This is a genomic window from Pantoea sp. SO10 (genome assembly GCF_005281435.1).
GTDB lineage: Bacteria > Pseudomonadota > Gammaproteobacteria > Enterobacterales > Enterobacteriaceae > Pantoea > Pantoea leporis.
In genome coordinates, this window is sequence record NZ_CP040095.1 from 1601903 (window position 1) to 1625281 (window position 23379).

The window sequence follows — 23379 nt, forward strand, 5'->3', positions numbered from 1 at the left end:
AAAGTGGGACTGGTAAAGATGCGCTGGGTAGGCGCGGCAGTTCTGCTGGCTATGTATGCCAACAATAGTTGGGCGTTTAACATTGATGATGTTGCAAAACAAGCCAAGGCGTTGGCAGGGAAAAGTTTCGAAGCGCCAAAAAGCAATTTACCCTCTCAGTTTCGTGAAATGAAGTTTGCTGACTATCAGCAGATCCAGTTTAACCACGACAAAGCTTATTGGGGCAAACTGCGCACGCCGTTTAAGCTTGAGTTCTATCATCAGGGCATGTATTTCGATACGCCGGTGAAAATCAATGAAGTGACGGCGTCTTCAGTACGTGAAATTAAATATAACCCTGACTACTTCAATTTCGGCAACGTAAAACACGATGCTGATGCAGTCAAAAACCTCGGCTTTGCTGGGTTTAAGGTGTTGTATCCTCTGAATAAAAAGGGCAAAGACGACGAGATCACCAGCTTCCTCGGCGCCAGCTATTTCCGTGTGATTGGCGAGGGCCAGGTGTACGGTCTTTCGGCACGTGGACTGGCGATTGATACCGCCTTGCCGTCGGGCGAAGAGTTCCCGCGCTTTAAAGAGTTCTGGATTGAGCGTCCAAAACCGCAGGACAAACAGCTGGTGATCTATGCGCTGCTGGATTCCCCACGCGCGTCCGGTGCCTATCGTTTCATCATCAAACCGGGCAAAGAATCGACGGTTGATGTGCAATCCAAAGTTTATCTGCGTGATAACGTCGGCAAACTGGGCGTGGCGCCACTGACCAGCATGTTCCTGTTTGGTGCAAACCAGCCTTCGCCAGTGACCAACTTCCGTTCTGAGCTGCACGATTCAAATGGTCTTTCGATTCATGCCGGTAACGGTGAGTGGATTTGGCGTCCGCTGAATAACCCGAAACATCTGGCGGTTAGCACTTTTACCGTTGAGAACCCGAAAGGTTTTGGTCTGCTGCAGCGCACGCGTGATTTCAGCCGTTTCCAGGATCTCGACGATCGCTACGACCTGCGCCCTAGTGGCTGGGTTGAGCCGCAGGGTGATTGGGGTAAAGGCCGCGTTGAATTGGTAGAGATTCCAACTGCCGATGAAACCAACGACAACATCGTTGCGTTCTGGACGCCGGAAAAACTGCCAGAGCCGGGCAAAGAGATGAACTTCCAGTATCGTCTGCACTTCACCCGTGACGAGAATCAGCTGCACACAGACGATATCGCCTGGGTAAAAGACACGCTGCGCTCTGCCGGTGATGTGAAGCAGTCGAATCTGGTGCGTCAGCCGGATGGTTCTATCGCCTTCACCATTGATTTCGTTGGCAAAGCGATGAGCAAGCTGCCGGAAGATACGCAAGTGGCGCCGCAGGTGAGCGTGGGTAACAACGCTGACGTGGTTGAGCAGAGTGTGCGCTACAACCCGGTGACCAAAGGCTGGCGTCTGGTGTTGCGTCTGCGAGTGAAAGATAACAAGCAGCCGACTGAGATGCGTGCGGCGCTGGTGAGCGGCGACAAGACATTGACGGAAACCTGGAGCTATCAGCTACCTGCCAATGAATAAATCGATATTTCTACCTCAATCTTACGTGGAGGCTCTGCCGCTTGATGCGGCAGGGCGCGCCCGTCTCAGCGATTCGCTGCAAAATGCGCAGGCGTTCCACGCTATTCATACGTCGCTGGGGCAAGATAACGCCGCCAGCGAGCGCCCGGATGATGCACCGCTGAAATCGGTGTCATCCCGTGTGCAAATGGCCTGGCCGGACTCACTGGCGGATGGTCAGCAGCTCAGCAAGGATTATCTTGATCGCACCACACTGAAGGCGATGCCGAAAGTGAAGCGTTCGCTGATGTTCCCGGAGATTTGGCGCACCAACCCGATTGCGCGCGCCTGGGATTCCCTGCGCGGCCAGAAATCCACTCCACGCTATGCCACCGTTGAAGAGCAGAAAAACGAGGACAAGTGGCGCCACGTTGGCTCCATGCGTCGTTACGTACTGCTGATTCTGACGATTCTGCAGACCGTGGTGGCAACCTGGTACATGAAAACCATTCTGCCGTATCAGGGCTGGACGCTGATCGATCCTATCGAGATGTTCAACCAGAACTGGCTGCAGTCGGTTGAGCTGATCCTGCCGTACATCCTGCAGACTGGGATTCTGTTCCTGTTCGCCATCCTGTTCTGCTGGGTTTCTGCCGGTTTCTGGACTGCGCTGATGGGCTTCCTGCAGCTGCTGATCGGTCGCGATAAATACAGTATTTCGTATTCGACAACCGGCGATGAGCCACTGAATCCAGAACACCGTACTGCGCTGATCATGCCGATCTGTAATGAAGATGTAGAACGCGTGTTTGCTGGCCTGCGTGCGACCTGGGAATCGGTCAAACGAACTGGCAATGCCGAACACTTCGACGTCTACATTCTGAGCGACAGCTACGATGCCGATATTGCCATCGCCGAGCAAAAAGCCTGGATGGAGCTGGTGCGTGATGTCGGTGGCGCCGGCAAGATCTTCTATCGTCGTCGTCGTCGTCGTGTGAAGCGTAAAAGCGGCAACATCGATGACTTCTGCCGTCGCTGGGGCAGCAACTACAGCTACATGGTGGTGCTGGACGCCGACAGCGTAATGAGCGGTGAGTGTCTTACCGGTTTAGTGCGCATGATGGATGCTAACCCGAACGCCGGTATTATCCAGTCTTCGCCGAAAGCGTCAGGCATGGATACGCTGTATGCGCGTTGCCAGCAGTTTGCTACCCGTGTGTACGGTCCGCTGTTCACCGCTGGTTTGCACTTCTGGCAGTTGGGTGAATCACACTATTGGGGCCATAACGCCATCATTCGTGTGCAACCGTTTATCGAGCACTGTGCGCTGGCACCGCTGCCGGGTGAAGGTTCCTTCGCGGGTTCGATCCTGTCGCATGACTTCGTTGAAGCCGCGCTGATGCGTCGTGCCGGTTGGGGTGTGTGGATCGCCTACGATTTGCCAGGCTCCTATGAAGAACTGCCGCCGAACCTGTTGGATGAGCTGAAGCGTGACCGTCGCTGGTGCCACGGTAACCTGATGAACTTCCGTCTGTTCCTGGTAAAAGGGATGCATCCGGTTCACCGTGCGGTGTTCCTGACGGGCGTAATGTCCTATCTCTCTGCGCCGTTGTGGTTCATGTTCCTCGCGCTTTCTACTGCCTTGCAGGTGGTTCACACGCTGATGGAACCGACCTACTTCCTGCAACCACGCCAGCTGTTCCCGGTGTGGCCGCAGTGGCGTCCCGACTTGGCGATAGCCTTGTTCTCAACTACGCTGGTGCTGCTGTTCCTGCCGAAACTGTTGAGCGTGGTGCTGATTTGGTTCAAGGGAGCGAAACCTTATGGTGGCGCCATCCGCTTGTTCTTCTCGCTGATTCTGGAGATGCTGTTCTCAGTGCTGCTCGCGCCGGTGCGCATGCTGTTCCACACCGTGTTTGTGGTCAGCGCGTTCCTTGGCTGGGAAGTGGTGTGGAACTCGCCGCAGCGTGATGATGATGCGACGCCGTGGAGCGAAGCTTTCCGTCGTCATGGTTCACAGATGCTGTTGGGTCTGGTGTGGGCGGGCGGTATGGGCTTCCTCGATCTGAACTTCCTGTGGTGGCTGTCGCCGATCGTCGTCTCGCTGATCCTGTCGCCGTTTGTGTCGGTGATGTCGAGCCGTGCAACGGTAGGGCAGAAGAGTAAGAACGCCAAACTGTTCCTGATTCCGGAAGAGTATGAGCCACCTAAAGAGCTGGTTGATACCGATCACTATCTGCAGATCAATCGTCAACGCGCGCTGAAAAATGGCTTTATGCATGCACTGTTTAACCCGGCGTTTAACGCGCTGGCGACGGCGATGGCAACATCGCGTCATAAGCAGAGCGATTTACTGGATCATGCGCGTGACCGTCGTGTCGATCAGGCACTGAGCGATGCGCCAGAGAAACTGAATCGCGAGCAGCGTTTGCAGCTGATTAGCGATCCGGTGGTGCTGGCTCGTGTGCACTCACGCCTGTGGGAAAGCGCGGACAAATATCATCAGTGGGTGGAAAGCTATCAGAAGCTGAAGCTCAATCCAGAGGCGCTGCCACAGCGCTGAGGATGAGAAAGTAAAAAGCGGCAGAGATGCCGCTTTTTTTTCGCCAGAAATATGTCGCAATCTTTACGTATTAAGGAGTGGTCATCGTCCCTGCGAGATGGTTAAACTAACGCCAGTTCATTGTGAGTAAATGTTGTGAATTATTTCCTGAAAATAACCGCGCTTAGCGCCGCCATTCTTCTGCTCACCGGTTGTGGCAGTATCATCAGCCGCACCTTTCCTGGACAAGGTCACGGCAACCAATATTATCCCGGCGTGCAGTGGGACGTTCGTGACGGACCGTGGCGTGTGCTAACCATTATCGATTTGCCGCTGTCGCTGGTGATGGACACGCTGTTACTGCCCGTGGATGCCAGTCACGGTCCGTACGAATAAACGTTATTACAGATTGTCAGAAGGGCTGTTGTCGTCTTCCCACTCTTGTGCCGCCGCTTCGCCCTCTTCAAGGTCACGCGGTGGTTCCAGCTGGAACTCGCCGTCATCCCATTCGTGCAGCGTATTTTCCGCCTGCCACTCCTGACGCAGTTCGACTTCATCAAAATCGCCATCAAAGATGGCTTGTGCGGCGTCTCCGCTGGAGATCGGCAGGCATTCACCCTGACCGTCCTCTTCCGCGAAAAATTCGGCCTGCCACATAATGTCGCCATCCTGCATCACGTACTTCTGCAGGGCGAACTGACTCACGCTGGCATCTTCTTCAGCGATCTCTGGTTGGCTGGCGAGAAACTCTTCACGAGCGGCTTCAATGGCTTCTTCAAGGGTGGTAAACAGGCTCATCATCAACTCCATGTCTGTAAAAAAGGTATTTCACAGAAGGATAGACGAAAAATCGTGAAGTGCAGGGCAGAGAGGAAATATCAGTTGGGCGGTTGCGTGAAATTCAACCGCCCAACCGGTCAGGCTATTTTCTGCGGGAAATGCAATACCGGGCGTACTGATTCGTGAATAATTGGAGCAGAGTAACGAATACAACATTTAATACAGGGCTTAACCTTTTTAAAATTAATACGCGCGGTTGATAATGCCTGATTTAAATTATATAGAGTGCCAATAAATACCATGTCCTCCTTTACGGGTAAGCGTTTGCACTCTTTCCGATGCAGAAGATGATAACCTTCCTGATCGGTACTGATCGTCACGTAGTAGTAGATACCTTTATTCATATTATATTGTCCTGAGATATATTTGCTGTGTGTAATCTTTTTATATTTTTTAAAAGTGAACGGGTGAAGCTAAGTGCTGTAATCGAAATTAACTGGATTCGATTTTACGAACCAATTCCATAAAGTTATAAGCGAAGCGATTATTTTAACGAAAAGGAATATGGGGTTTTTTAATCAGACAATACCTTGTTTAGTAAGTTAATTTTTCTTCATTGATAAGTGATGCCGAAGGATTTAGCAATATTAAATAGGAATAGCCCTGGAAGTCGTAGAAATCAGGTCCGAAACGCTAAACTTTGGTGAATAAATATTAATGACTGACAATTCCGGTAATCCTGCATCAACGCAGAATTTGGCTGCTATGGCGCAAGGAAAGGTTAATTTTACGTCAACATTGCGTGCTGATGAAAAGTGATGTCTGATTAAATGCGGCGCTAAGCCAACTATCAGCCTAAGTTCAGGCTGGCACGGCTCACTAATAAATTACCGCATGTGATCGCACCAAAAGGCAAATTAGTGCATATAAACAGCGGAGCACACAGGGTGCCCCGACCAATATTAATAAACCGATGGTTCGCCTTGCGGACGCGTTTTAAAGCGGCGATGCAGCCACATGTATTGCTCTGGAGCCAGCAGCACCGTCTCTTCCACCACTTTATTCATCACCACAGCGGTATCAAGTTCAGATTCCAGCGTAAATTTGTCGCGGATATCTGGCATCATTTTCAGCTCATAGCCGCGCGCGTTCGGCAGACGTCGCGCCAGGAACGGCACCACGCTTGGGTTTGCCAGACGAATCAGCATATGGGTGCCGGTGGTGGTCGCCGCATCCTGAACCGCGAAGAATGGCGCAAACACGCTGCTGCGCGGGCCATAATCATGATCCGGTGCATACCAGATAATGTCGTTGTTCTTCATGGCGCGAATCATGCCTTTCAGATCTTTGCGGTCCAGCATGCTTTTATTAGAGCGCATCCGGCCCCAGGTTTGCAGCCAGTCGATCAACTTGTTGTCGTTGGGACGATACACGCCAATGCCTGGGTTGTGCATACCAAATACCCGCGCTCCCAACTCCAGAGTCAGAAAGTGCATACCAATTAATAATATGCCGCGCTTCTCTGCCAGCGCGTTAGTCACGTGCTCCAGCCCGCTGGTGGTGACCCATTTACGAATACGCCAGTCCGGCCAGAACCACGCCATCCCGGTTTCAATCAGCCCCATGCCAACCGATTCGAAGTTGTGCTTTACCATCGCGTCACGTTCATTGGTCGGCATAGTGGGGAAGCACACTTCAAGATTACGCTGCGCCACTTCAACGCGCCGCTTCATAAAGCGCATGGCAACGCGACCCAATCCGCAGCCAATTGCATGCAGTACCGGATAGGGCAACAGCACCAGCAGATAAAGAAAGCCAATGCCGAGCCAGGTCAGCCAATAGCGTGGATAGAAGAGTTCACGGGTGAGTTGGGGAAGTTGAGTCATGGAAATGTCAGTATCCTGCGTCTTATGCCAGAGAGTCCGGTTTCTGTAATTTTTTGTCATTATGCCATTTTTTCATTCTGGCTGAAATCAAGCATAGACCGAGGACGGCTTTCCTACAGCAGGGATGCGCACGAAAACGCAATTGTGGCGCACAAATGCGTGTGTAATTTCAGCCGGCAGGCTTATCAAACCAAAATTTTTGTATCAGGCAGAATTCGGGTATCATACGCGCGCTAAATTTCTCTGATTGCTAACAGGACGAACACCATGCCAGTGTTACATAACCTTGTTTCCAATAAAGAGCTGAAGGAACGTATGTTGGCGGAAACCGAACCACGTACCACAGTCTCTTTTTATAAATACTTCCAGATTGCCGATCCTAAAGCCTTCCGTGATGCCCTCTACGTTGAGTTAACCAAACTCAAGGTGTTTGGTCGCGTCTATGTTGCGCACGAAGGCATCAACGCACAAATCAGTGTGCCCGCCAGCCGCTACGAAAAGATGAAGGCCGCTTTGTATGCCTTTGATGCGGCGCTAAATAACTTGCGCATGAACATAGCGCTGGATGATGACGGTAAATCTTTTTGGGTGCTGCGCCTGAAAGTGCGTGAACGCATTGTAGCGGATGGGATTGAAGACAATAGCTTTGATGCCAGCGATGTGGGTGCTTACCTGAAAGCCGCGGACGTTAATGCGATGCTCGACGATCCGGATGCGCTGTTTGTGGATATGCGTAACCACTACGAATATGAAGTGGGGCGCTTCGATAACGCCATGGAAGTGCCGGCCGATACCTTCCGCGATCAACTGCCGATGGCCGTTGATATGCTGCAGGATCAGAAAGACAAAAAGATTGTCATGTACTGTACCGGTGGCATTCGTTGTGAAAAGGCCAGCGCCTGGATGAAGCACAACGGCTTCAAAGATGTTTATCACATCGAAGGCGGGATTATTGAATACACCCGCCGGGCGCGCGAACAGGGCTTACCGGTGCGTTTCAAGGGCAAAAACTTTGTCTTTGACGAGCGCATGGGCGAGCGTATTTCCGACGATATTCTTTCCAGCTGTCATCAGTGCGGCACGCCTTGCGATAGCCACACCAACTGCATCAATGATGGCTGTCATTTGCTGTTTATTCAGTGCCCAAGCTGCGCTGAAAAGTACAACAACTGCTGCAGCCCAATCTGCATGGAAGAGTCAACGTTGTCGCCAGAGGAGCAGCGCGCACGCCGTGCGGGACGAGAAAATGGCAACAAAGTGTTCAACAAATCACGTGGTTTGCTGAACATGACGATGGCGATTCCGGCGCCAGATAAAAAATAAGCGACAAACAGCCTGAGGTCTGCGGACTTCAGGCTGTATTTCGTTTACTTACGCACGCCTTCCACCGAAATAATCAGTTCAGCTTTCTGCGATGCCGGGCCAAGATCTTTGCTGATGTTGAACTCTTTCAGCACGATCTCACCGCTGGCTTCAAATCCTGCACGGTAGCCGCCCCACGGATCTTTGCCTTCACCGATCAATTTTGCATCCAGCGTGACGGGCTTGGTCACGCCATTCAGCGTCAGGTCACCGGTGATCTTGTAATCTTTACCCTCTTTCTTCACGGCGGTAGAAGCAAAGGTTGCCTGCGGGAACTTACCGGTGTTGAGGAAATCCGCGCTGCGCAGGTGTTTATCACGCTCAGCATGGTTGGTATCGAGGCTGTTGGTGTTGATGGTCACGTTGACTTTATCTGCCGCAGGATTGGCTTCATCAAACGTGAAGCTGCCATCAAAGTCTTTAAAGGTGCCGTACAACCAGCTGTAGCCCAGGTGCTGAATGCGGAACTGCACAAACGCGTGCTGGCCTTCCTTATCAAATTTGTAATCAGCCGCGCTGGCCGTCAGGCTGGCGCTCAATAATCCGGCCGCTGCTACTGCCAATAATGTCTTCTTTAGCATGTTACTTTTCCTTTTCAGAGATTAACGGGATGCGGTAACCCAACATCCTTTTCAGTGTCACATCACGGTCGATAAAATGGTGTTTCAGGGCTGCCAGCGCGTGCAGTGCTGAGATCAGCACCAAACCCCACGCCAGCCAAAGATGAATGTCACCCGCCAGATCCGCTTGTTGCGCGGCACCGCTGAACAGGGCGGGAACCGCGAACCAGCCAAATACTGAGATCGGTTTGCCATCGGCGGTGGAGATGAGATAACCGGTGAACAGCAGCACCAACAGTAAGCCGTATAACAGCCAGTGCGCGGCGGTAGCGCTGCGTCGTACGGCGGGCGAATAACTCGCCAACGGTTTGGGCGGCGGTGAAATAAAACGCCAGCCGAGGCGCAGCAGCAGCGCAGCGAACAGCAGAATGCCGATGCCTTTATGAATTTCGGGCGCATCGTGATACCAGCCATCGTAATAGCCCAATCCGACCATCCACAAACCCAGCGCGAACATGCCATAAATAACCAGCGCCATAAGCCAATGCAATAAAATCGAGACAGCGCCGAAATGCTGTGTGGAATTACGCCACATTAAAATCACCTGGAATGAAATAAGTGGTAATGAGCATCTACATTTTGCAATGAAAGATCAATTAACCTTACTTTTCTATAAAGTTGAAAATCATCTTCGGAATAAATGAGGATTTAATTAAAACTCAGTCAGAATAATTGAAGGGATAGCTTAAAAGGCGGGGCTTATTGCGAAGTATTGCATATTCACTACACCAAATGCGGCATAGCGCTGCACTGAATGTTGATATAGGTAATTAACTGTCAGTTTGTGTCAATTTCGCCGGCACAGGATTAGTACCGGCAAGTATGGTTTAGTTAAATCGCGCGAGCGAGAAAGGCGCAATATCGAAAGAGAACGGTTTGTTCTGCGCAAATTCACTGGCAAGTTCACCCAGCACGCTGGCGAATTTGAAACCGTGTCCGCTTAAGCCGGTGATGATCAGACGATTAGGTTCGCCCGGTAGCGTATCGATAATGAAATCTTCGTCCGGCGTATTGTCGTAGCTGCAGGCTTCGCCATGCAAACAGACGCCCACGCCCGGCAGGAATTTACGCAGGAAGTTAAATGATTCGTTGCCGTCTACCGCGATGCTACCAAAAGGTTTGCGATCAGCCGGCGTTTGCATCAGCTGTCCGCCATCGTGACGTCCCACTTTCAGCGCGTTGTTATCCGCCGGGAAGCCGTAAAAGTGGCTGCCATCGCTCATCTCCACGGTAAAGCCGGGGAATTTATTGTTCTCGCTGTAGCGACCATCTGCCTGATACCAGGCGAAAACTTTGCGCACGGGCGCAACCGGCAGATCGGCGACCAACTGGCTCACCCAGGTACCGGCGCTGACCAACAGTTTACGCGCGCGGAAAATGCCATCGCTGGTGGTGACTTGCTGCAGATCGCCGTCACGACCTATCTCTGTCACCGGACAGTTAAACAGCTGCGCGCAACCGGCCTGTTCCGCCAGCTGCACCCAGCTGCGCACCGCTTGCTCACATTTGAGGAAGCCGGAGTTGGGTTCGTACACGCCGATGTAGCCATCCGGCACTGTGAACTGCGGCCAGCGCGCGCGCACTTCATCGGCTTGCAGGATTTTCACATCCAGCTGCCACGCTTTCGCGCTATCGATAACATTTTGAATAAAGGAGGAGGTGATGGGCGCTAAGTTGAGGATGCCGCTGCGATGCATGATGCGCTCGCCGCTCTGGCGTTCCAGCTCATCCCAGAGTTTCTGTGCGCGTAGCACCAGCGGCACGTAGCGTTCACCTTCACCATACGCATGGCGAATCAGGCGGGTTTCCCCATGATGTGTGCCCTGGCTGTGCGGCGGATGGGCGCTATCAATCATCAGCACCGATAAGCCAGCCTGCGTGGCGTAAAACCCGGCTGCTGCGCCGACCGAACCGCTTCCCACCACAATCAGATCATAAACCATAACGACATCACTCCAGCAAAACAGCGAAATTTTTCAACAGCATATCAAAAGAGAGCGCCCATGAAAAAGGCACCCTGTTGGGTGCCCTTTCACGCGATAGTAGAAATTAATGCTTTTGATTGTCGCGTAGGTACTGCTCGGTAGACTCTATTTTTGCAATGCCAGCTTCGAGTAGAGAGATGAACTGTCTGGCTACGTCGGTAGTCAGCCAGTAGGTCGGACCCACGTCAGCTTCTTCTTCTTTCTGCCCCTGCGAGGAGAGCGAGTGCAGGCGAATCATCATGGCGTCATAACTGTCTACGGTGCTGATGTCCCATCCTACCAACGGATGAGTCTGGATGACGTCTTTATTTCTGTCCATTATAACCTCCGTATTACTCGTTAAACGAAGTGCTTCTTGAGGTTCAATGCGGCTGTATCGTGCACTAGCGAAACAATTATAACATGAAATAGCGGGTACAATAGTTAAAAGGTATGACGAACCTAAACAGAGTAAAAATAAACGCGGTTAACATTGCCGTTTAATCGAATAATAAAATGCCCGCAGCGTCAGGCATTTTATTGGAATTATTACTGGCAACAATGACGAAGTTATCGGCTTTTATAAGGGAAAACTTTAGGCCGAAAAAGGGGGCACTTTTATGAGTGTGGCTCGACCGGCAGCAGGCCGTGACGTTTCTGAATCTCTTCCGCCAGCCGGGTAAAATGCTGCTGTAACTGCTCGTCATGGTTCTGGTTTTGCGCTTCCAGCGTCAGGTTGTGGACCAGCAACTGATTGGCGCGATCGTCGAGACAGAAGGTCAAGGTGGCAAACGCATTTTCTAATACGGTTAAGCGGCGTTGTTGCTCAGCAATAAATGCCAGCAATTCTCCGAAGGTCATCGCCTCTTCTGGTTTTTCAGTAGTCATGTAAAACACCTCCTGTAAGCATGACGAGGCAAGAATAGGGGATCGTTTAACATGAGTCTAGATGCAGGAAGTTTTTCTGGCGAGAGGGAAATAAAAACAAAAAAGCCGGATAGCGATACCCGGCAAAAACGGCACAGTGGCAGTTAATCGTTATTAAACCAGTCGTCAGCGCTTTCCCAGGTTTCTTGTAACAGTTCGCTGATGCGTTCGCGAGACTCTTTACAGCCACCAAACACGCTGAGTTGGTTGCCGCCGGCATAACGCACTTTGACGTGATGATCGTCGTCGGGGAAATCCTGCGTAATGCGACGAACCAGTTCGACGCTGAGTGCATCCAGTGCACCCGCAGGAAGGGGCGAAGTTTTTGCTACGGTAATTTCAACACGCATAGAAGCCTCCGGGATAATATACTGTTTATTTGTACAGTATAAATTTCCCGAAGGCAAGCAGCAGATCATTATTCTTTGATGCGCCAGTTCAGCGTTTCACCAGCAAGGAAAGGCACCAGCGTGTCATCCGCCAGCGCAATGCTCTCTTCAACCTGCCAGGATTCTCGCACCAGCGTCAGCGTGCCTTCATTCAGCGGCAGACCGTAGAAGTTCGCGCCGTTCTCCGAGCAGAAGGCTTCGAAATGATCCAGCGCATTCAGCTCCTCAAACACGGTGGCGTACGCCGGCAATGAGGTCGGCGCATTGAACACGCCGGCGCAGCCACAGCTGGCTTCCTTGAGGTGACGCAGATGTGGCGCGGTATCGGTACCGAGGAATACGCGACGATTCCCGCTGGCGACCAGCTTGCGCAGCGCTTCCTGATGGATATTGCGCTTCAGAATCGGCAGGCAGTAAAGATGCGGACGCACGCCGCCCACCAGCATGTGGTTACGGTTGAACATCAGGTGCTGTGGCGTAATGGTGGCGCCCAGCAGATCATTACCGGCTGCCAGATACTCCGCCGCTTCTTTCGTGGTGATGTGCTCCATCACCACTTTCAGCGCCGGGAACTGTTTACGCAGCGGTTCCAACACGGTTTCAATAAAGCGCGCTTCGCGATCAAAAATATCGATGTGAGAATCGGTCACTTCGCCGTGCACCAGCATTGGCATGCCGATCTGCTGCATGCGATCCAGCACCTTAGCGATGGCGGCGATGTTGGTCACGCCGTGGCTGGAGTTGGTGGTGGCGTGCGCAGGATAGAGTTTGGCGGCGGTAAAAGTGCCGTCAAGGAAGCCGCGCTCGATCTCATCGGGATCAAGTGAATCGGTGAGATAGCAGGTCATCAGCGGAGTAAAAGCATGCTCAGCAGGTAACGCAGCCATGATGCGCTCGCGATACGCCACGGCAGCGGCCACGCTGATAACCGGTGGAACCAGGTTTGGCATGACAATCGCACGACCATTTACTGCGCTGGTATAAGGCAGTACGGCGTTGAGCATCGCGCCATCGCGCAGATGGATGTGCCAGTCGTCAGGGCGGCGGATGGTAATGTGCTGAGGTTGGGCTGTCATTCAAAAAGACTCCGGCTGAGAAGAAAACGAGAGGCACGTTTAGGCCGGGGAGTAATCATAAGGATGTGGGCAACCGTTTGCACGGGATTTTATTGTGACAAACAAAAACCGCACCGGAAGGTGCGGTTGCGCGGATTAATCAGTAAACGGAATCACCAATTGTCCCGGTTTCACTTCAATTCCTTTAGCAAGTTTCTTCGCCAGCGCTTCGCCTTTGCTGCGGTCTGCACTCAGCACATAAGCAGGTCTCTCATTAAAGTAGCGCTTCAGCGACTCATTGAGATACGGCGTGAGGGTTTTCATAATCGACGCCATTTTCTCTGGCTGCACCTGCGCATCGACAATCTCCATGTCATGCAGATAAATCGCGCCTTCCTGTGCGTTGTAAACCGGCTGCGCCTTCATCTTCAGCAGCATTTCGGCCTGCTGCGGACCAAACAGCGAGCTGACATTGATATTGGCTTTACCCGAGAGCGTTATTTTGCCGGGTTCTTCACGGCCAATCTGACTGTTGAGATCGCTCAGCACAATGTGCGCATTCACCAGCCCGGAAACGCCGATATCTTTTTCGAAGTTATTGCGCTTTTGCAGCGCCTGATTCACTTCCTGTTCGCTGATGGTGTATTGCGTCAATTGGTTACAGCCGCTGAGTAGCACGGCAAAAAGCAGAGCGAAAAGCCCGGTAAACGCCATTTTCATATTGTCCTCATCCTGATCGAAACGGCAAAACAGCGATAGCCTGCCTGAATCAGCGGCATGTGTCACCAGGAGAGAGATGAGAAGCGCCGCAGCGCCTCTCAGGGATGAAGATTATGCGGCGATGGAGGAGAGCAGATTAACCTGGGTCTGTTTCGCCATGTTGTCGCGATAATCGGCAACGCGACTTGGCCATTCAATGCCGTTGACCAGCGTTAAGGAGCGCAGCAGCGGGAAAAGATGAATATCATCTTCCGACAGTTCGCCATTTACCGCATTGGGTTTGACGATCAGCTTGTCGAGCTGACGCAGATCATCGCTGATGTTTTTGATTAAGCCCGGCGCGTGTTTACGCAACTCGCTGAAATCGCCCACGCTGGCCTGCTTCTTCTCGCTGAAATAGCTACGCGCTTCCGGCGTGGCGAATTCGGCGAAGGAGGCATCGGCGATGCGCGGCAGCAGCAGCTTATTGACGTAGCTATTCACGTGGCGCAGCCAGTCGCTGATCGCAGGATTGCTTTTGCCATTAAGCAGCGGTTGGTGGTCGTATTTATCAACCAGGCGCACAATATCCATACTTTCCGGTACAGCGCTGCCATCGGCCTGTTGCAGAATCGGCGCCATTTTCTGGCCGATCAATTTTTTCGGCGTTTGCTCGTCGTCATTCAGCATAACGATGAGTTCTAACGGCAGATTTTTTAAGCCGAAAATCATGCGTGCTTTGACGCAGAAAGGGCAGTGATCGTAGATGTAGAGTTTCATCCCGTTTCTCCTGTGGTTCTAAGGGTGACGGAGGCCACCCTTTTTTCCGGACGTGCGGGAAGTATGGAAGAGATCTTTGGGGGGGGGCAAATTAGCTGCTGAAAATCGCTGGTGCCACCGAACGCGGCTGGAACTGCCACCAAAGCGCCAAAAGGGTGATCATGCCAACGCTGCTCAGCAGCATCCACGGCAGTTCCGGCAGCGCCCATTGCTGGCCCATATCGAACATCCAGCCGCCGCCGGAGTAGCCGATCAAACCGCCAATCGCGAGGCCGAGTCGGCTGAAGCCCATATAGCTGCCGCGCGCACGCGAACTGGCCAGCGAAGCGCTGAGCGTTTCTCGCGCCGGTTCCGCGATGATTGAGCCCAGATAAAAGAGGGCGATCAGCATAAATAGCGACGGCAGCGAATCGGTCATGCCAACCGGCAACAGGCTGAACGTCATCAGGAACAAGCCGGCCATCAAACGCGTTTCGAGGCGGAAGCGTTTTTCGCTCCAGCGCGCCAGCGGATAGAGCAGGCTTAATGACAGCAGCGCTTCAATCGCGTACATCCACTTCACCGCAGCAGGCGCCCCGGCCACCTGATTCACCATCACTGGCAGCATCAACATCACCTGCACGGCGAGAATGTAGTAGCCGGTCAAAGTCAGCACGTACAGGCGAAAACGCTTGTCCTGCCAGACGCGTTGCATCCCTTCACGCATCGCAATGCGTTCGGTTGAGATGCGCCACGCCGGTAACCAAACGGCGTTAAACAGCGCAGCAGTGACAAACACCGCCGCGCCAACCCAGCACACCAGACGGAAATCCCACGCCAGCAGCCAGCTACCAATCAGCGCGCCCAGCACCGCACCGGCGCTGTCCTGCATCATCAGCAGGGAGAAGAAGCGGCCGCGATCGCGTGCGCGCACCAGTTTCATCACCAGCGCGCTGCGTGGCGGATCAAACAGCGTGCCGCCAAGGCCGGAAAGCAAACAGGCAAACCACAACAGCCAGGGTTCATGCGCCAGCGCCATGCAGGCAAAACCCGCCGCGCGCATCAGCATGCCGGTGACGATCAGCGGACGCGCGCCAAAACGGTCGGCAATCGCACCGCCGAAGATGCCGAATCCCTGCTGGACGAACTGGCGCAAGCCAAGCGCAATACCGACCATCAACGCGGCCCAGCCCAGCTGTTCGACAAAATGGATGGAAATGAGGGGAAACACCACGAAAAAGCCCATCACAACCAGCATGTTATCCACTAAAAGAAATGTTTTACCGAGGCGTCGTGCCCGCGCAACCCGAGACATGCTAATTCCTGAGCAAATGAGAGGAGATAAGAGACCAATTGGTCTATTTTCCGCCTGCTCAGCGGCGAAAAACAGCTTTCTCAGGATGATATTTTTTCATCGATTCCACAGAAATATTAATCCTAAATCAGGATGAATCCTGAGGAACGCGTTCAAGGGTTTTACCGCAAGCGGGGTGACGGTTATAGTGAGAAGTATCGCCGCTGGCGTACATCTTTCTTAAGTTATGGATTTCAGGAGTCATGATGTTTGGCTATCGTTCTGCTGGCCCACGCGTGCGCCTCACTACCGATCGCTTAGTGGTGCGTTTAGTACACGAACGCGATGCCTGGCGATTAGCGGATTATTACGCTGAAAATCGTGCGTTTCTCAAGCCGTGGGAACCGGTGCGCGACGAGAGCCATTGTTATCCTTCGGGCTGGCAAGCGCGCCTCGGACTGATCGCCGACATGCATAAACAGGGCTCAGCCTACTATTTTGTGCTGATGGACCCGGAAGAGACCGAAGTGCGTGGTGTGGCGAATTACAGCAACGTGCTGCGCGGATCGTTTCACGCCTGCTATCTCGGCTATTCACTGGGCGAGAAGTGGCAAGGTCAGGGGCTGATGTTTGAAGCGCTCACTACCACCCTTCGCTATATGCAACGCCAGCAACGTATTCACCGCATTATGGCTAATTATATGCCGCACAATCAGCGCAGTGGCGATCTGCTGGCGCGTCTTGGATTTGAAAAAGAGGGTTACGCCAAAGATTACTTGTTGATCGATGGGCGCTGGCAGGATCATGTACTCACCGCGTTGACCTGCCGGGAGTGGACTCCGGATCGTCGTGGACAATAATAAAGGATCACCTCAATGAAAATGGCCTTATCCGCGCAGGCATTGCGCGTGATTGGATGCCTGCTGGAGAAGCAGGTCACCACGCCGGATCAATATCCGCTCTCCCTTAATGGCGTTGTTACCGCCTGTAATCAGAAATCCAACCGCGAACCGGTGCTCAATCTCAGCGAGATGGAGGTGCAAGCGCAGCTTGATGAGCTGGTGAAAAAGCATCTGGTGACCGCCAATAACGGCTTCGGTCAGCGCGTCAGCAAGTATGAACAGCGCTTCTGCAATTCCGCTTTCGGCAATCTGCAGTTGAGCAGTGCTGAAGTCGCCGTACTGACGCTGCTGTTCCTGCGCGGTGCACAGACGCCGGGCGAACTGCGCACCCGCAGCGGTCGTCTGCATGAATTCAGCGATATGAATGAAGTCGAGCAGACGCTTAATGGTTTAAGCACGCGCGAGGATGGCCCAATGGTGGTGCGACTGGCGCGCGAACCGGGCAAACGTGAAAGCCGCTATATGCATCTTTTTGGTGGCGAAGTAGAGGAAGACGCGGCCAGCGCAGAAAGCGTCAGTGACAACGGCGATTTAACCGCGCGTGTCGCGCAACTTGAAGAAACGGTTGCTGAGTTGCAGTCGCAACTGCAGCAGCTGCTGCAAAAGGAGCACTAATATGACGCTGCGTATTGGCATTGTAGGATTGGGCGGTATCGCGCAGAAAGCATGGCTGCCGGTTTTATCGCAAGCCAGCGGCTGGCAATTAGCGGGTGCGTTTTCGCCCAATCAGGCAAAGGCGCAACCGATCTGCGATAGCTATCGCATACCTTATTTTGGTCAACTGGATGCGCTGGCCGCCGCCAGTGATGCGGTGTTTGTTCACAGCAGCACCGCCAGCCATTACGAAGTGGTTAAAGCGCTGCTGCTGGCGGGCAAAGATGTGTGCGTCGATAAACCGTTAGCCGAAACGCTGCAACAGGCCGAAGCGCTGGTGGCGCTGGCGGACAAGCAGAAGCGCAAGCTGATGGTGGCATTTAACCGCCGCTTTGCGCCGCGTTATCAGCAGCTGAAAAGTGACATGCCACGCGCCGCCTCGCTGCGTATTGAGAAGCACCGCGCGGATAGCGTGGGTCCACAGGATTTGCGTTTTACCCTGCTGGACGATTATCTGCACGTGGTGGACACCGCGCTGTGGCTGGCGGGCGGCAGCCTGACGCGCGAGTTAGGGCATATCGAGACCAATGATGATGGCGCGATGCTGTACGCCGAACACCATTTCTCCGCTGGATCGCTGCAAATCACCACCAGCATGCATCGTCGCGCCGGGACGCAACGCGAAGTCGTCAGCGCCATCTGCGACGGTGATTACATCGAAATTAACGAGATGCGCGACTGGCAGCAGGAAAACCGCGGCGGCATGGTGCGTGATGTGCCGCCCGCGTGGCAAAGCCACCTTACTCAGCGCGGTTTCAGCGGCGCAGCGCACCATTTCATCCAGTGTGTTGAAAATCAGACGATGCCTGAAACCAGTGGCGAACAGGCGCTGGCGGCGCAGCGTCTGGTGGAAAAATTGTGGCGCGATGCCGAACGTGAATAATTCCTTGTAACACTCAATGCTGGTCATTTCCCGCCGTGGCAGTAGACTATCGCCGGACATCACGGGATGTCCGCGCTAAGTCGCTCATTTCTCCGACACTTTTCAGGATGCGCCACTCAATATGAATTTGTTGAAATCGCTGGCTGCGGTCAGTTCGATGACCTTGTTTTCCCGCGTACTGGGCTTTGCCCGCGATGCCATTGTGGCGCGCGTTTTCGGCGCAGGAATGGCAACCGATGCCTTCTTTGTTGCCTTCAAACTGCCGAACCTGCTGCGCCGTATCTTCGCTGAAGGCGCGTTTTCTCAGGCGTTCGTGCCGATCCTTGCGGAATATAAAAGCAAGCAGGGCGAAGATGCCACGCGCGTGTTTGTCGCTTACGTCTCCGGTTTACTGACGCTGGTGCTGGCGGTGGTAACCGTGTTAGGGATGATCGCTGCGCCCTGGGTGATTGTGGTGACGGCGCCAGGCTTTGCCGATACCGCCGATAAATTTGCCTTAACCAGCGCACTGCTGCGCGTCACCTTTCCCTATATTCTGCTGATCTCGCTGGCCTCGCTGGCGGGCGCGATCCTCAATACCTGGAACCGGTTTTCCGTGCCGGCGTTTGCGCCGACGCTGCTGAACATCAGCATGATTGGTTTTGCTGTCTTCGCTGCGCCGCATTTTAATCCGCCGGTGATGGCGCTGGCGTGGGCCGTGGTGGTCGGCGGCGTGTTGCAGCTGTTTTATCAGCTGCCGCATCTGAAAAAGATTGGCATGCTGGTTTTGCCGCGCCTGAATCTGCGCGATGCGGGCGTATGGCGCGTAATGCGTCAAATGGGGCCGGCGATTCTCGGCGTGTCGGTGAGCCAGATTTCACTGATCATCAACACCATTTTCGCCTCCTTTTTGGTTTCCGGTTCGGTTTCGTGGATGTACTACGCCGATCGCCTGATGGAGTTTCCTTCCGGCGTGCTGGGCGTGGCGCTGGGCACCATTTTGCTACCCTCGCTGGCGAAGAGTTTTGCCAGCGGTAATCAGGAAGAGTATTCACGGTTGATGGATTGGGGCCTGCGTCTATGCTTCCTGCTGGCGTTGCCGAGCGCAGTGGCGTTGGGCATTTTGTCCGGGCCGCTGACGGTCGCGCTGTTCCAGTACGGCAAGTTCACCGCGTTTGATGCCCTAATGACGCAGCGCGCGCTGATTGCCTATTCAGTGGGTTTGATGGGGCTGATCGTGGTGAAAGTGCTGGCACCCGGCTTCTATTCTCGTCAGGACATCAAAACTCCGGTGAAAATTGCCATCGTGACACTGATTGTGACGCAGCTGATGAACCTGGCGTTTATCGGCCCGCTCAAACATGCCGGTTTGTCGCTGTCGATCGGTCTGGCCGCTTGCCTGAATGCTGCGCTGCTGTACTGGCAACTGCGTAAGCAGGATATCTTCCAGCCGCAGCCTGGCTGGTTCAGTTTCCTGACCCGTTTGCTGATTGCCGTAGTGGTGATGGCCGCAGCGCTGTTTGGCATTCTGCAGGTGATGCCGGCATGGGAAGAGGGGCAGATGTGGTGGCGCCTGATTCGTCTGGCGGCGGTCTGCGCCATTGGCGGCGGCGCATACTTTGTGATGCTTGGTCTGCTCGGCTTCCGCCCGCGCGACTTCGCGCGCCGCACGCTGGTATAAAATTATGCTCCCACGCAGACGGAAGTTTGTTTTGGTCCGGCGGTCCTCGCGCCGCTTCGCGGTACCTTCACTGCGTACGTCAGCCTGACGGACCGGCTCAGACGGGACTTCCTTGTCCCGGCTGAGCCTTTCGCCCGCGTCCTGCGGGCAAATCCTGGCTTCCTTTCTCCGTTCAGCGCTGCGGATGCCTGCCCAAAACAAACTTCCGTCTGCTGCTTATCACTGGTGCGCTGTGCTTAAAAGCACAACAAAAAGGCCGCCATCCCAAAAGATAGCAGCCTCTTCAAACCCACTTTTTTCTACCCTTTACGACTTAGCGTCGCCTGACCTTTACCCAAACCATCCGGGCCATAAAACGCCTGGGTTTGGTGGGGGCGCAACACCGCCAATGCTTCATTGGTGTAGCCAATTTGATGCTGCAACAAAATCCCGTTATGCGTATTGGCATCGCGCAAGCGGCGCGTGTGCTGCTGAATACGCATCCAGCGGCTTTCGCGATCGCTGTGATCACCATAGGGCGCCTGCGTGCCGAGCGTTTTCTCGGTGGTGCGGCGCATCTCGTCCAGATAATTCAACGTCGTCAGCAGCGCGCTTTTATCTTCAGAAATACGCTGCAGCAGGTTGCCATTGATCTGGCCGGCAGAAAGTTGCTGTTGTTCTTCATCCATTACCACCGCAAGGGATGTCAGCACGTCCTGCATTTTGTCTAAGGTGATCAGCAGATGGTCCATTGGGATTAGTTACCCTCTAAATACGCCTTGGTATCGGCGATCAGCGCGTCGGCGATCTTACCGGTATCCATTTTCAATTCGCCATTACGAATGGCCGTCTTCAGCTGCTCAACGCGCGCTGTATTAATATCTTTGCTGCCAGGCTGCATCAGTTGCGCCTGCGCGGTACTCAACTTCACTTCCGCACCGCTTTCGCTGGTGGTGCTGGCTGCTGGCGTCGCGCTCTGACGCACTTTGCTGCTGTTATCGTTATTGTCGCGTGTTTGAACAGTGCTAACCGGATTCGTAGGCTGCGTTCTGTCGATGCTCATGGTAAGGCTCCTGTAAGGTCAGTTGGGGGTCAGCCAACTGAGTCAGCATAGGGTAATGTCTTTGTTGATATCTCTATCGGCAGAACAACAGGGTTCTTTAACGCTTTATAGCGATATCAGAATATTCCCATCCGCGTCGACGCGACCACTGACAACCTGACCATTTCCCATTCTTACGCGCACCATTTGTGCCGCGCTGGCGTTGTTCAGCGCACGTCCTTCGCTGCTGGCATTAAACCCGTTTCCACTGGCGACTACCATCACATTTTGACCGGCTTTTACGCGCCACGGCTGACGCACCATGGTGGCGGTGACCGGCTGTCCTGGCGGGATATCGCGTAGCGCGATCGCATCGATGACGCCGCTGCTATCCATCAATGCGCGTGCTGGCAGTTCATCGAGGCGTCCGGTTGTCAGACGCACGTCCGTCGGGCTGAGATTGCTGCCGCGCGCCACCTGACGGCTCGCCACCAGATATTGCCCGGTGACCTGCACCTGAACCTGCAGGAAACGACGATTTTGATCGCAGTTGGCGGCGATGCTGATGTTGCCCCACTGACGGCTATTGCCCGGCAGCTGCAGTTCAGGGGTTTCGCAGTTTGGCCACTGCGCCTGTGGCGTACGCACCACCACCGTCATGCCCGCGGCATGTTGTGGGTCGCGCGCTTTAAAAAATTGGGTTAACTGCGCGGTAAGGTCCGCAGCAGAACTGGGTAGCGCCAGTGCCAGCAAAAGTGTGGCTAGCAAGGTGGAATATCTGCGCATAACGCCTCCTGACGAGAAGATGGCACTGAGTCTACGCCTCGCGTAAAAAAATCAATGTCAAAAATAGCCGTCATTTTTGCTGCTATTCAGACGATCACCCTTGCATTTGTCCAATTAAGCTGTCAGCTCGAAATTCTCATTCGCGGAGGAAGCATGCTCGACAAACTCGATGCCGCGCTGCGATTTGGTACTGAAGCGTTAAACCTACGTGCTCAGCGTCAGGAAATCCTGGCGTCAAACATTGCCAACGCCGATACCCCGGGCTACCAGGCGCGGGATATCGACTTTGCCAGCCAGCTGAGCAAGGTGATGCAAAACGGTCGCGCCGAAGGCAGCAGTCTGGCGCTGAATGTGACGTCCTCACGCCACATTGAAGCGCAAACCAACTCTCAGCCGTCACTGGATCTGCTGTACCGCATTCCCGATCAACCCGCCGCGGATGGCAACACCGTGGATATGGATCGCGAACGTACGCAGTTTGCTGATAACAGCCTGAAATACCAAACCGATCTCACCCTCATCAGTAGCCAGATCAAAGGCATGATGAGCGTTCTGCAGGGGCAATAAGCATGGCATTGCTGAATATCTTTGATATCGCCGGTTCTGCGATGACAGCGCAATCACAGCGCCTCAACGTCAGCGCCAGTAACCTGGCCAACGCCGACAGCGTAACCGGCCCAGATGGCCAGCCTTACGTGGCGAAGCAGGTGATTTTCCAGACCGACGCCGCACAAGGTGCAGCCACCGGCGGCGTGAAGGTCGCTGGCGTGGTGAACGATCCTACCCCGGCAAAACTGGTGTACGACCCGGGCAATCCGCTGGCGGATCAGAAGGGCTACGTCAAGATGCCAAACGTTGATGTGGTGTCCGAAACCGTTAACACCATGTCCGCGTCGCGCAGCTACCAGGCCAACGTTGAAGTGCTGAACACGGTGAAGTCAATGATGATGAAAACTCTCACTATCGGTCAGTAACGGAGAACGAATATGAGCGTAGCAGTAGGAATTAAAGACAGTCTGGACCCAACGGTCCTGACTTCTAGTAGCGCTTCGAGCGGTAACTCTTCCGCCGACCTGCAGAATCAGTTCCTGAACATGCTGGTGGCGCAGCTGAAAAACCAGGATCCCACTAATCCTATGGATAACAGCCAGCTCACCACGCAGTTGGCACAGATCAACACCCTGAGCGGTATTGAAAAGCTGAATACCACGCTGGGATCCATCTCCGGCCAGATCACTACCAGCCAGTCGCTGCAGAGTTCAACGCTGATTGGCCACGGTGTGATGGTCAATGGTTCGCAGGTATTGGTGGGCAGCGGTACGACTACGCCGTTTGGCATTGAGCTGGCGACAGCGTCCACGGCCACCAGTGTCACGATTAAAGACAGTAACGGCGCCACGGTCCGCACCATTGACCTCGGCAAACTGAGCTCTGGCGTCCACACCTTCTCGTGGGACGGCAAGCTGGATGACGGTTCTACCGCCGCGGATGGCAAATATTCTGTTTCGCTGGCCGCCAGCAATGGCAGCACGCAACTGGTGGCGCAGCCGCTGAACTATGCCTACGTCAATGGCGTCAGCACCACTGATGGCACCACAAAACTGGATCTCGGCACCATGGGCTCCGCAACCCTCGATGAAATTCGTCAGATTCTCTGATTAACCTTTTAGCA

General features: G+C 53.8%; 27 protein-coding genes. 11 read left to right on the forward strand and 16 right to left on the reverse strand.

Annotated features, from left to right (window positions below; all coding sequences use genetic code 11):
* The first annotated feature begins 9 nt into the window (after window positions 1-9).
* The 3 genes from FCN45_RS07410 to FCN45_RS07420 all read left to right on the forward strand — a co-directional run bounded on the left by FCN45_RS07410 (window position 10) and on the right by FCN45_RS07420 (window position 4462).
* On the forward strand, window positions 10-1545 hold the full coding sequence (locus tag FCN45_RS07410; protein ID WP_206098190.1) for a glucan biosynthesis protein G: 1536 nt from the start codon (window positions 10-12) through the stop codon (window positions 1543-1545).
* Window positions 1538-4087, forward strand: a complete 2550-nt coding sequence (gene mdoH / locus FCN45_RS07415; RefSeq protein ID WP_101760869.1) for a glucans biosynthesis glucosyltransferase MdoH — start codon at window positions 1538-1540, stop codon at window positions 4085-4087. The genes FCN45_RS07410 and mdoH overlap by 8 nt, the downstream gene beginning before the upstream one ends.
* A gap of 135 nt (window positions 4088-4222) precedes the next feature.
* Entirely contained in the window at window positions 4223-4462 is a 240-nt protein-coding gene (locus FCN45_RS07420) for a YceK/YidQ family lipoprotein (RefSeq protein ID WP_110865906.1), read from the forward strand.
* A 6-nt stretch (window positions 4463-4468) separates the two neighbouring features.
* Here FCN45_RS07420 and FCN45_RS07425 read toward each other — a convergent pair whose 3' ends face one another.
* The 3 genes from FCN45_RS07425 to FCN45_RS07435 all read right to left on the reverse strand — a co-directional run bounded on the left by FCN45_RS07425 (window position 4469) and on the right by FCN45_RS07435 (window position 6732).
* The gene (locus FCN45_RS07425) at window positions 4469-4864 is read right to left on the reverse strand and encodes a MysB family protein (protein ID WP_101760867.1); all 396 of its coding nucleotides are present in this window, start codon (window positions 4862-4864) and stop codon (window positions 4469-4471) included.
* A 119-nt stretch (window positions 4865-4983) separates the two neighbouring features.
* Window positions 4984-5250, reverse strand: coding sequence for a hypothetical protein (locus tag FCN45_RS23875; protein WP_008103132.1), 267 nt, complete (start codon window positions 5248-5250; stop codon window positions 4984-4986).
* A gap of 558 nt (window positions 5251-5808) precedes the next feature.
* Window positions 5809-6732 carry a Kdo(2)-lipid IV(A) acyltransferase gene (locus tag FCN45_RS07435; RefSeq protein WP_101760866.1) on the reverse strand — a complete coding sequence of 308 codons (924 nt, stop codon included), beginning with the start codon at window positions 6730-6732 and terminating at the stop codon, window positions 5809-5811.
* A gap of 267 nt (window positions 6733-6999) precedes the next feature.
* Here FCN45_RS07435 and FCN45_RS07440 point away from each other — a divergent pair, with 267 nt between their 5' ends.
* On the forward strand, window positions 7000-8055 hold the full coding sequence (locus FCN45_RS07440; protein WP_101760865.1) for a rhodanese-related sulfurtransferase: 1056 nt from the start codon (window positions 7000-7002) through the stop codon (window positions 8053-8055).
* 44 nt (window positions 8056-8099) lie between these two features.
* On the opposite strand, the gene FCN45_RS07445 is transcribed toward FCN45_RS07440, so the two are convergent.
* The 10 genes from FCN45_RS07445 to mdtH form a co-directional block, all read right to left on the reverse strand.
* Window positions 8100-8675 carry a YceI family protein gene (locus FCN45_RS07445; protein ID WP_101760864.1) on the reverse strand — a complete coding sequence of 192 codons (576 nt, stop codon included), beginning with the start codon at window positions 8673-8675 and terminating at the stop codon, window positions 8100-8102.
* 1 nt (window position 8676) lies between these two features.
* On the reverse strand, window positions 8677-9249 hold the full coding sequence (locus FCN45_RS07450; protein WP_110865908.1) for a cytochrome b: 573 nt from the start codon (window positions 9247-9249) through the stop codon (window positions 8677-8679).
* Between the two features lie 292 nt (window positions 9250-9541).
* A complete protein-coding gene (gene solA, locus FCN45_RS07455; protein WP_137385546.1) occupies window positions 9542-10657 on the reverse strand; it encodes an N-methyl-L-tryptophan oxidase in 1116 nt (371 codons plus the stop codon).
* 106 nt (window positions 10658-10763) lie between these two features.
* Window positions 10764-11018, reverse strand: a complete 255-nt coding sequence (gene bssS, locus FCN45_RS07460; RefSeq protein WP_008103119.1) for a biofilm formation regulator BssS — start codon at window positions 11016-11018, stop codon at window positions 10764-10766.
* Between the two features lie 278 nt (window positions 11019-11296).
* The gene (locus FCN45_RS07465; protein WP_101760862.1) at window positions 11297-11566 is read right to left on the reverse strand and encodes a hypothetical protein; all 270 of its coding nucleotides are present in this window, start codon (window positions 11564-11566) and stop codon (window positions 11297-11299) included.
* Window positions 11567-11709: 143 nt separating this feature from the next.
* Window positions 11710-11955 carry a DNA damage-inducible protein I gene (gene dinI / locus FCN45_RS07470; RefSeq protein ID WP_101760861.1) on the reverse strand — a complete coding sequence of 82 codons (246 nt, stop codon included), beginning with the start codon at window positions 11953-11955 and terminating at the stop codon, window positions 11710-11712.
* A gap of 68 nt (window positions 11956-12023) precedes the next feature.
* Window positions 12024-13070, reverse strand: a complete 1047-nt coding sequence (gene pyrC / locus FCN45_RS07475; RefSeq protein ID WP_137385547.1) for a dihydroorotase — start codon at window positions 13068-13070, stop codon at window positions 12024-12026.
* 135 nt (window positions 13071-13205) lie between these two features.
* Complete coding sequence (locus FCN45_RS07480; protein WP_137385548.1) at window positions 13206-13769, reverse strand: lipoprotein; 564 nt, start codon at window positions 13767-13769, stop codon at window positions 13206-13208.
* Window positions 13770-13880: 111 nt separating this feature from the next.
* Window positions 13881-14528: a glutaredoxin 2 gene (gene grxB / locus FCN45_RS07485; protein ID WP_137385549.1), complete on the reverse strand. Its 648-nt coding sequence runs from the start codon at window positions 14526-14528 to the stop codon at window positions 13881-13883.
* A gap of 91 nt (window positions 14529-14619) precedes the next feature.
* Window positions 14620-15822, reverse strand: a complete 1203-nt coding sequence (gene mdtH / locus FCN45_RS07490; protein WP_101760857.1) for a multidrug efflux MFS transporter MdtH — start codon at window positions 15820-15822, stop codon at window positions 14620-14622.
* Between the two features lie 245 nt (window positions 15823-16067).
* On the opposite strand from mdtH, the gene rimJ reads away from it, so the two are divergent.
* The 4 genes from rimJ to murJ all read left to right on the forward strand — a co-directional run bounded on the left by rimJ (window position 16068) and on the right by murJ (window position 19900).
* Entirely contained in the window at window positions 16068-16661 is a 594-nt protein-coding gene (gene rimJ, locus FCN45_RS07495; RefSeq protein WP_101760856.1) for a ribosomal protein S5-alanine N-acetyltransferase, read from the forward strand.
* Between the two features lie 15 nt (window positions 16662-16676).
* Window positions 16677-17318 (forward strand): DUF480 domain-containing protein, encoded by a 642-nt coding sequence (locus tag FCN45_RS07500; protein WP_137385550.1) that lies wholly within the window; start codon window positions 16677-16679, stop codon window positions 17316-17318.
* Between the two features lies 1 nt (window position 17319).
* Window positions 17320-18240: a Gfo/Idh/MocA family protein gene (locus tag FCN45_RS07505; RefSeq protein ID WP_137385551.1), complete on the forward strand. Its 921-nt coding sequence runs from the start codon at window positions 17320-17322 to the stop codon at window positions 18238-18240.
* A gap of 121 nt (window positions 18241-18361) precedes the next feature.
* Entirely contained in the window at window positions 18362-19900 is a 1539-nt protein-coding gene (gene murJ / locus FCN45_RS07510; RefSeq protein WP_101760853.1) for a murein biosynthesis integral membrane protein MurJ, read from the forward strand.
* 299 nt (window positions 19901-20199) lie between these two features.
* Here the strand turns inward: murJ and flgN are convergent, their stop codons facing one another.
* The 3 genes from flgN to flgA all read right to left on the reverse strand — a co-directional run bounded on the left by flgN (window position 20200) and on the right by flgA (window position 21707).
* Complete coding sequence (gene flgN, locus FCN45_RS07515; RefSeq protein WP_101760852.1) at window positions 20200-20631, reverse strand: flagellar export chaperone FlgN; 432 nt, start codon at window positions 20629-20631, stop codon at window positions 20200-20202.
* Window positions 20632-20636: 5 nt separating this feature from the next.
* Window positions 20637-20942: a flagellar biosynthesis anti-sigma factor FlgM gene (gene flgM, locus FCN45_RS07520; protein WP_101760851.1), complete on the reverse strand. Its 306-nt coding sequence runs from the start codon at window positions 20940-20942 to the stop codon at window positions 20637-20639.
* 105 nt (window positions 20943-21047) lie between these two features.
* Window positions 21048-21707 (reverse strand): flagellar basal body P-ring formation chaperone FlgA, encoded by a 660-nt coding sequence (gene flgA / locus FCN45_RS07525; protein WP_137385552.1) that lies wholly within the window; start codon window positions 21705-21707, stop codon window positions 21048-21050.
* 153 nt (window positions 21708-21860) lie between these two features.
* Here flgA and flgB point away from each other — a divergent pair, with 153 nt between their 5' ends.
* Genes flgB through flgD form a run of 3 tightly spaced genes read left to right on the forward strand, consistent with a single transcriptional unit; the run spans window position 21861 to window position 23365 of the window.
* Window positions 21861-22274: a flagellar basal body rod protein FlgB gene (gene flgB / locus FCN45_RS07530; RefSeq protein WP_008103091.1), complete on the forward strand. Its 414-nt coding sequence runs from the start codon at window positions 21861-21863 to the stop codon at window positions 22272-22274.
* Window positions 22275-22276: 2 nt separating this feature from the next.
* Window positions 22277-22681 carry a flagellar basal body rod protein FlgC gene (gene flgC / locus FCN45_RS07535; RefSeq protein WP_064740862.1) on the forward strand — a complete coding sequence of 135 codons (405 nt, stop codon included), beginning with the start codon at window positions 22277-22279 and terminating at the stop codon, window positions 22679-22681.
* Between the two features lie 12 nt (window positions 22682-22693).
* The gene (flgD, locus tag FCN45_RS07540; RefSeq protein WP_110865917.1) at window positions 22694-23365 is read left to right on the forward strand and encodes a flagellar hook assembly protein FlgD; all 672 of its coding nucleotides are present in this window, start codon (window positions 22694-22696) and stop codon (window positions 23363-23365) included.
* The last annotated feature ends 14 nt before the right edge of the window (window positions 23366-23379 follow it).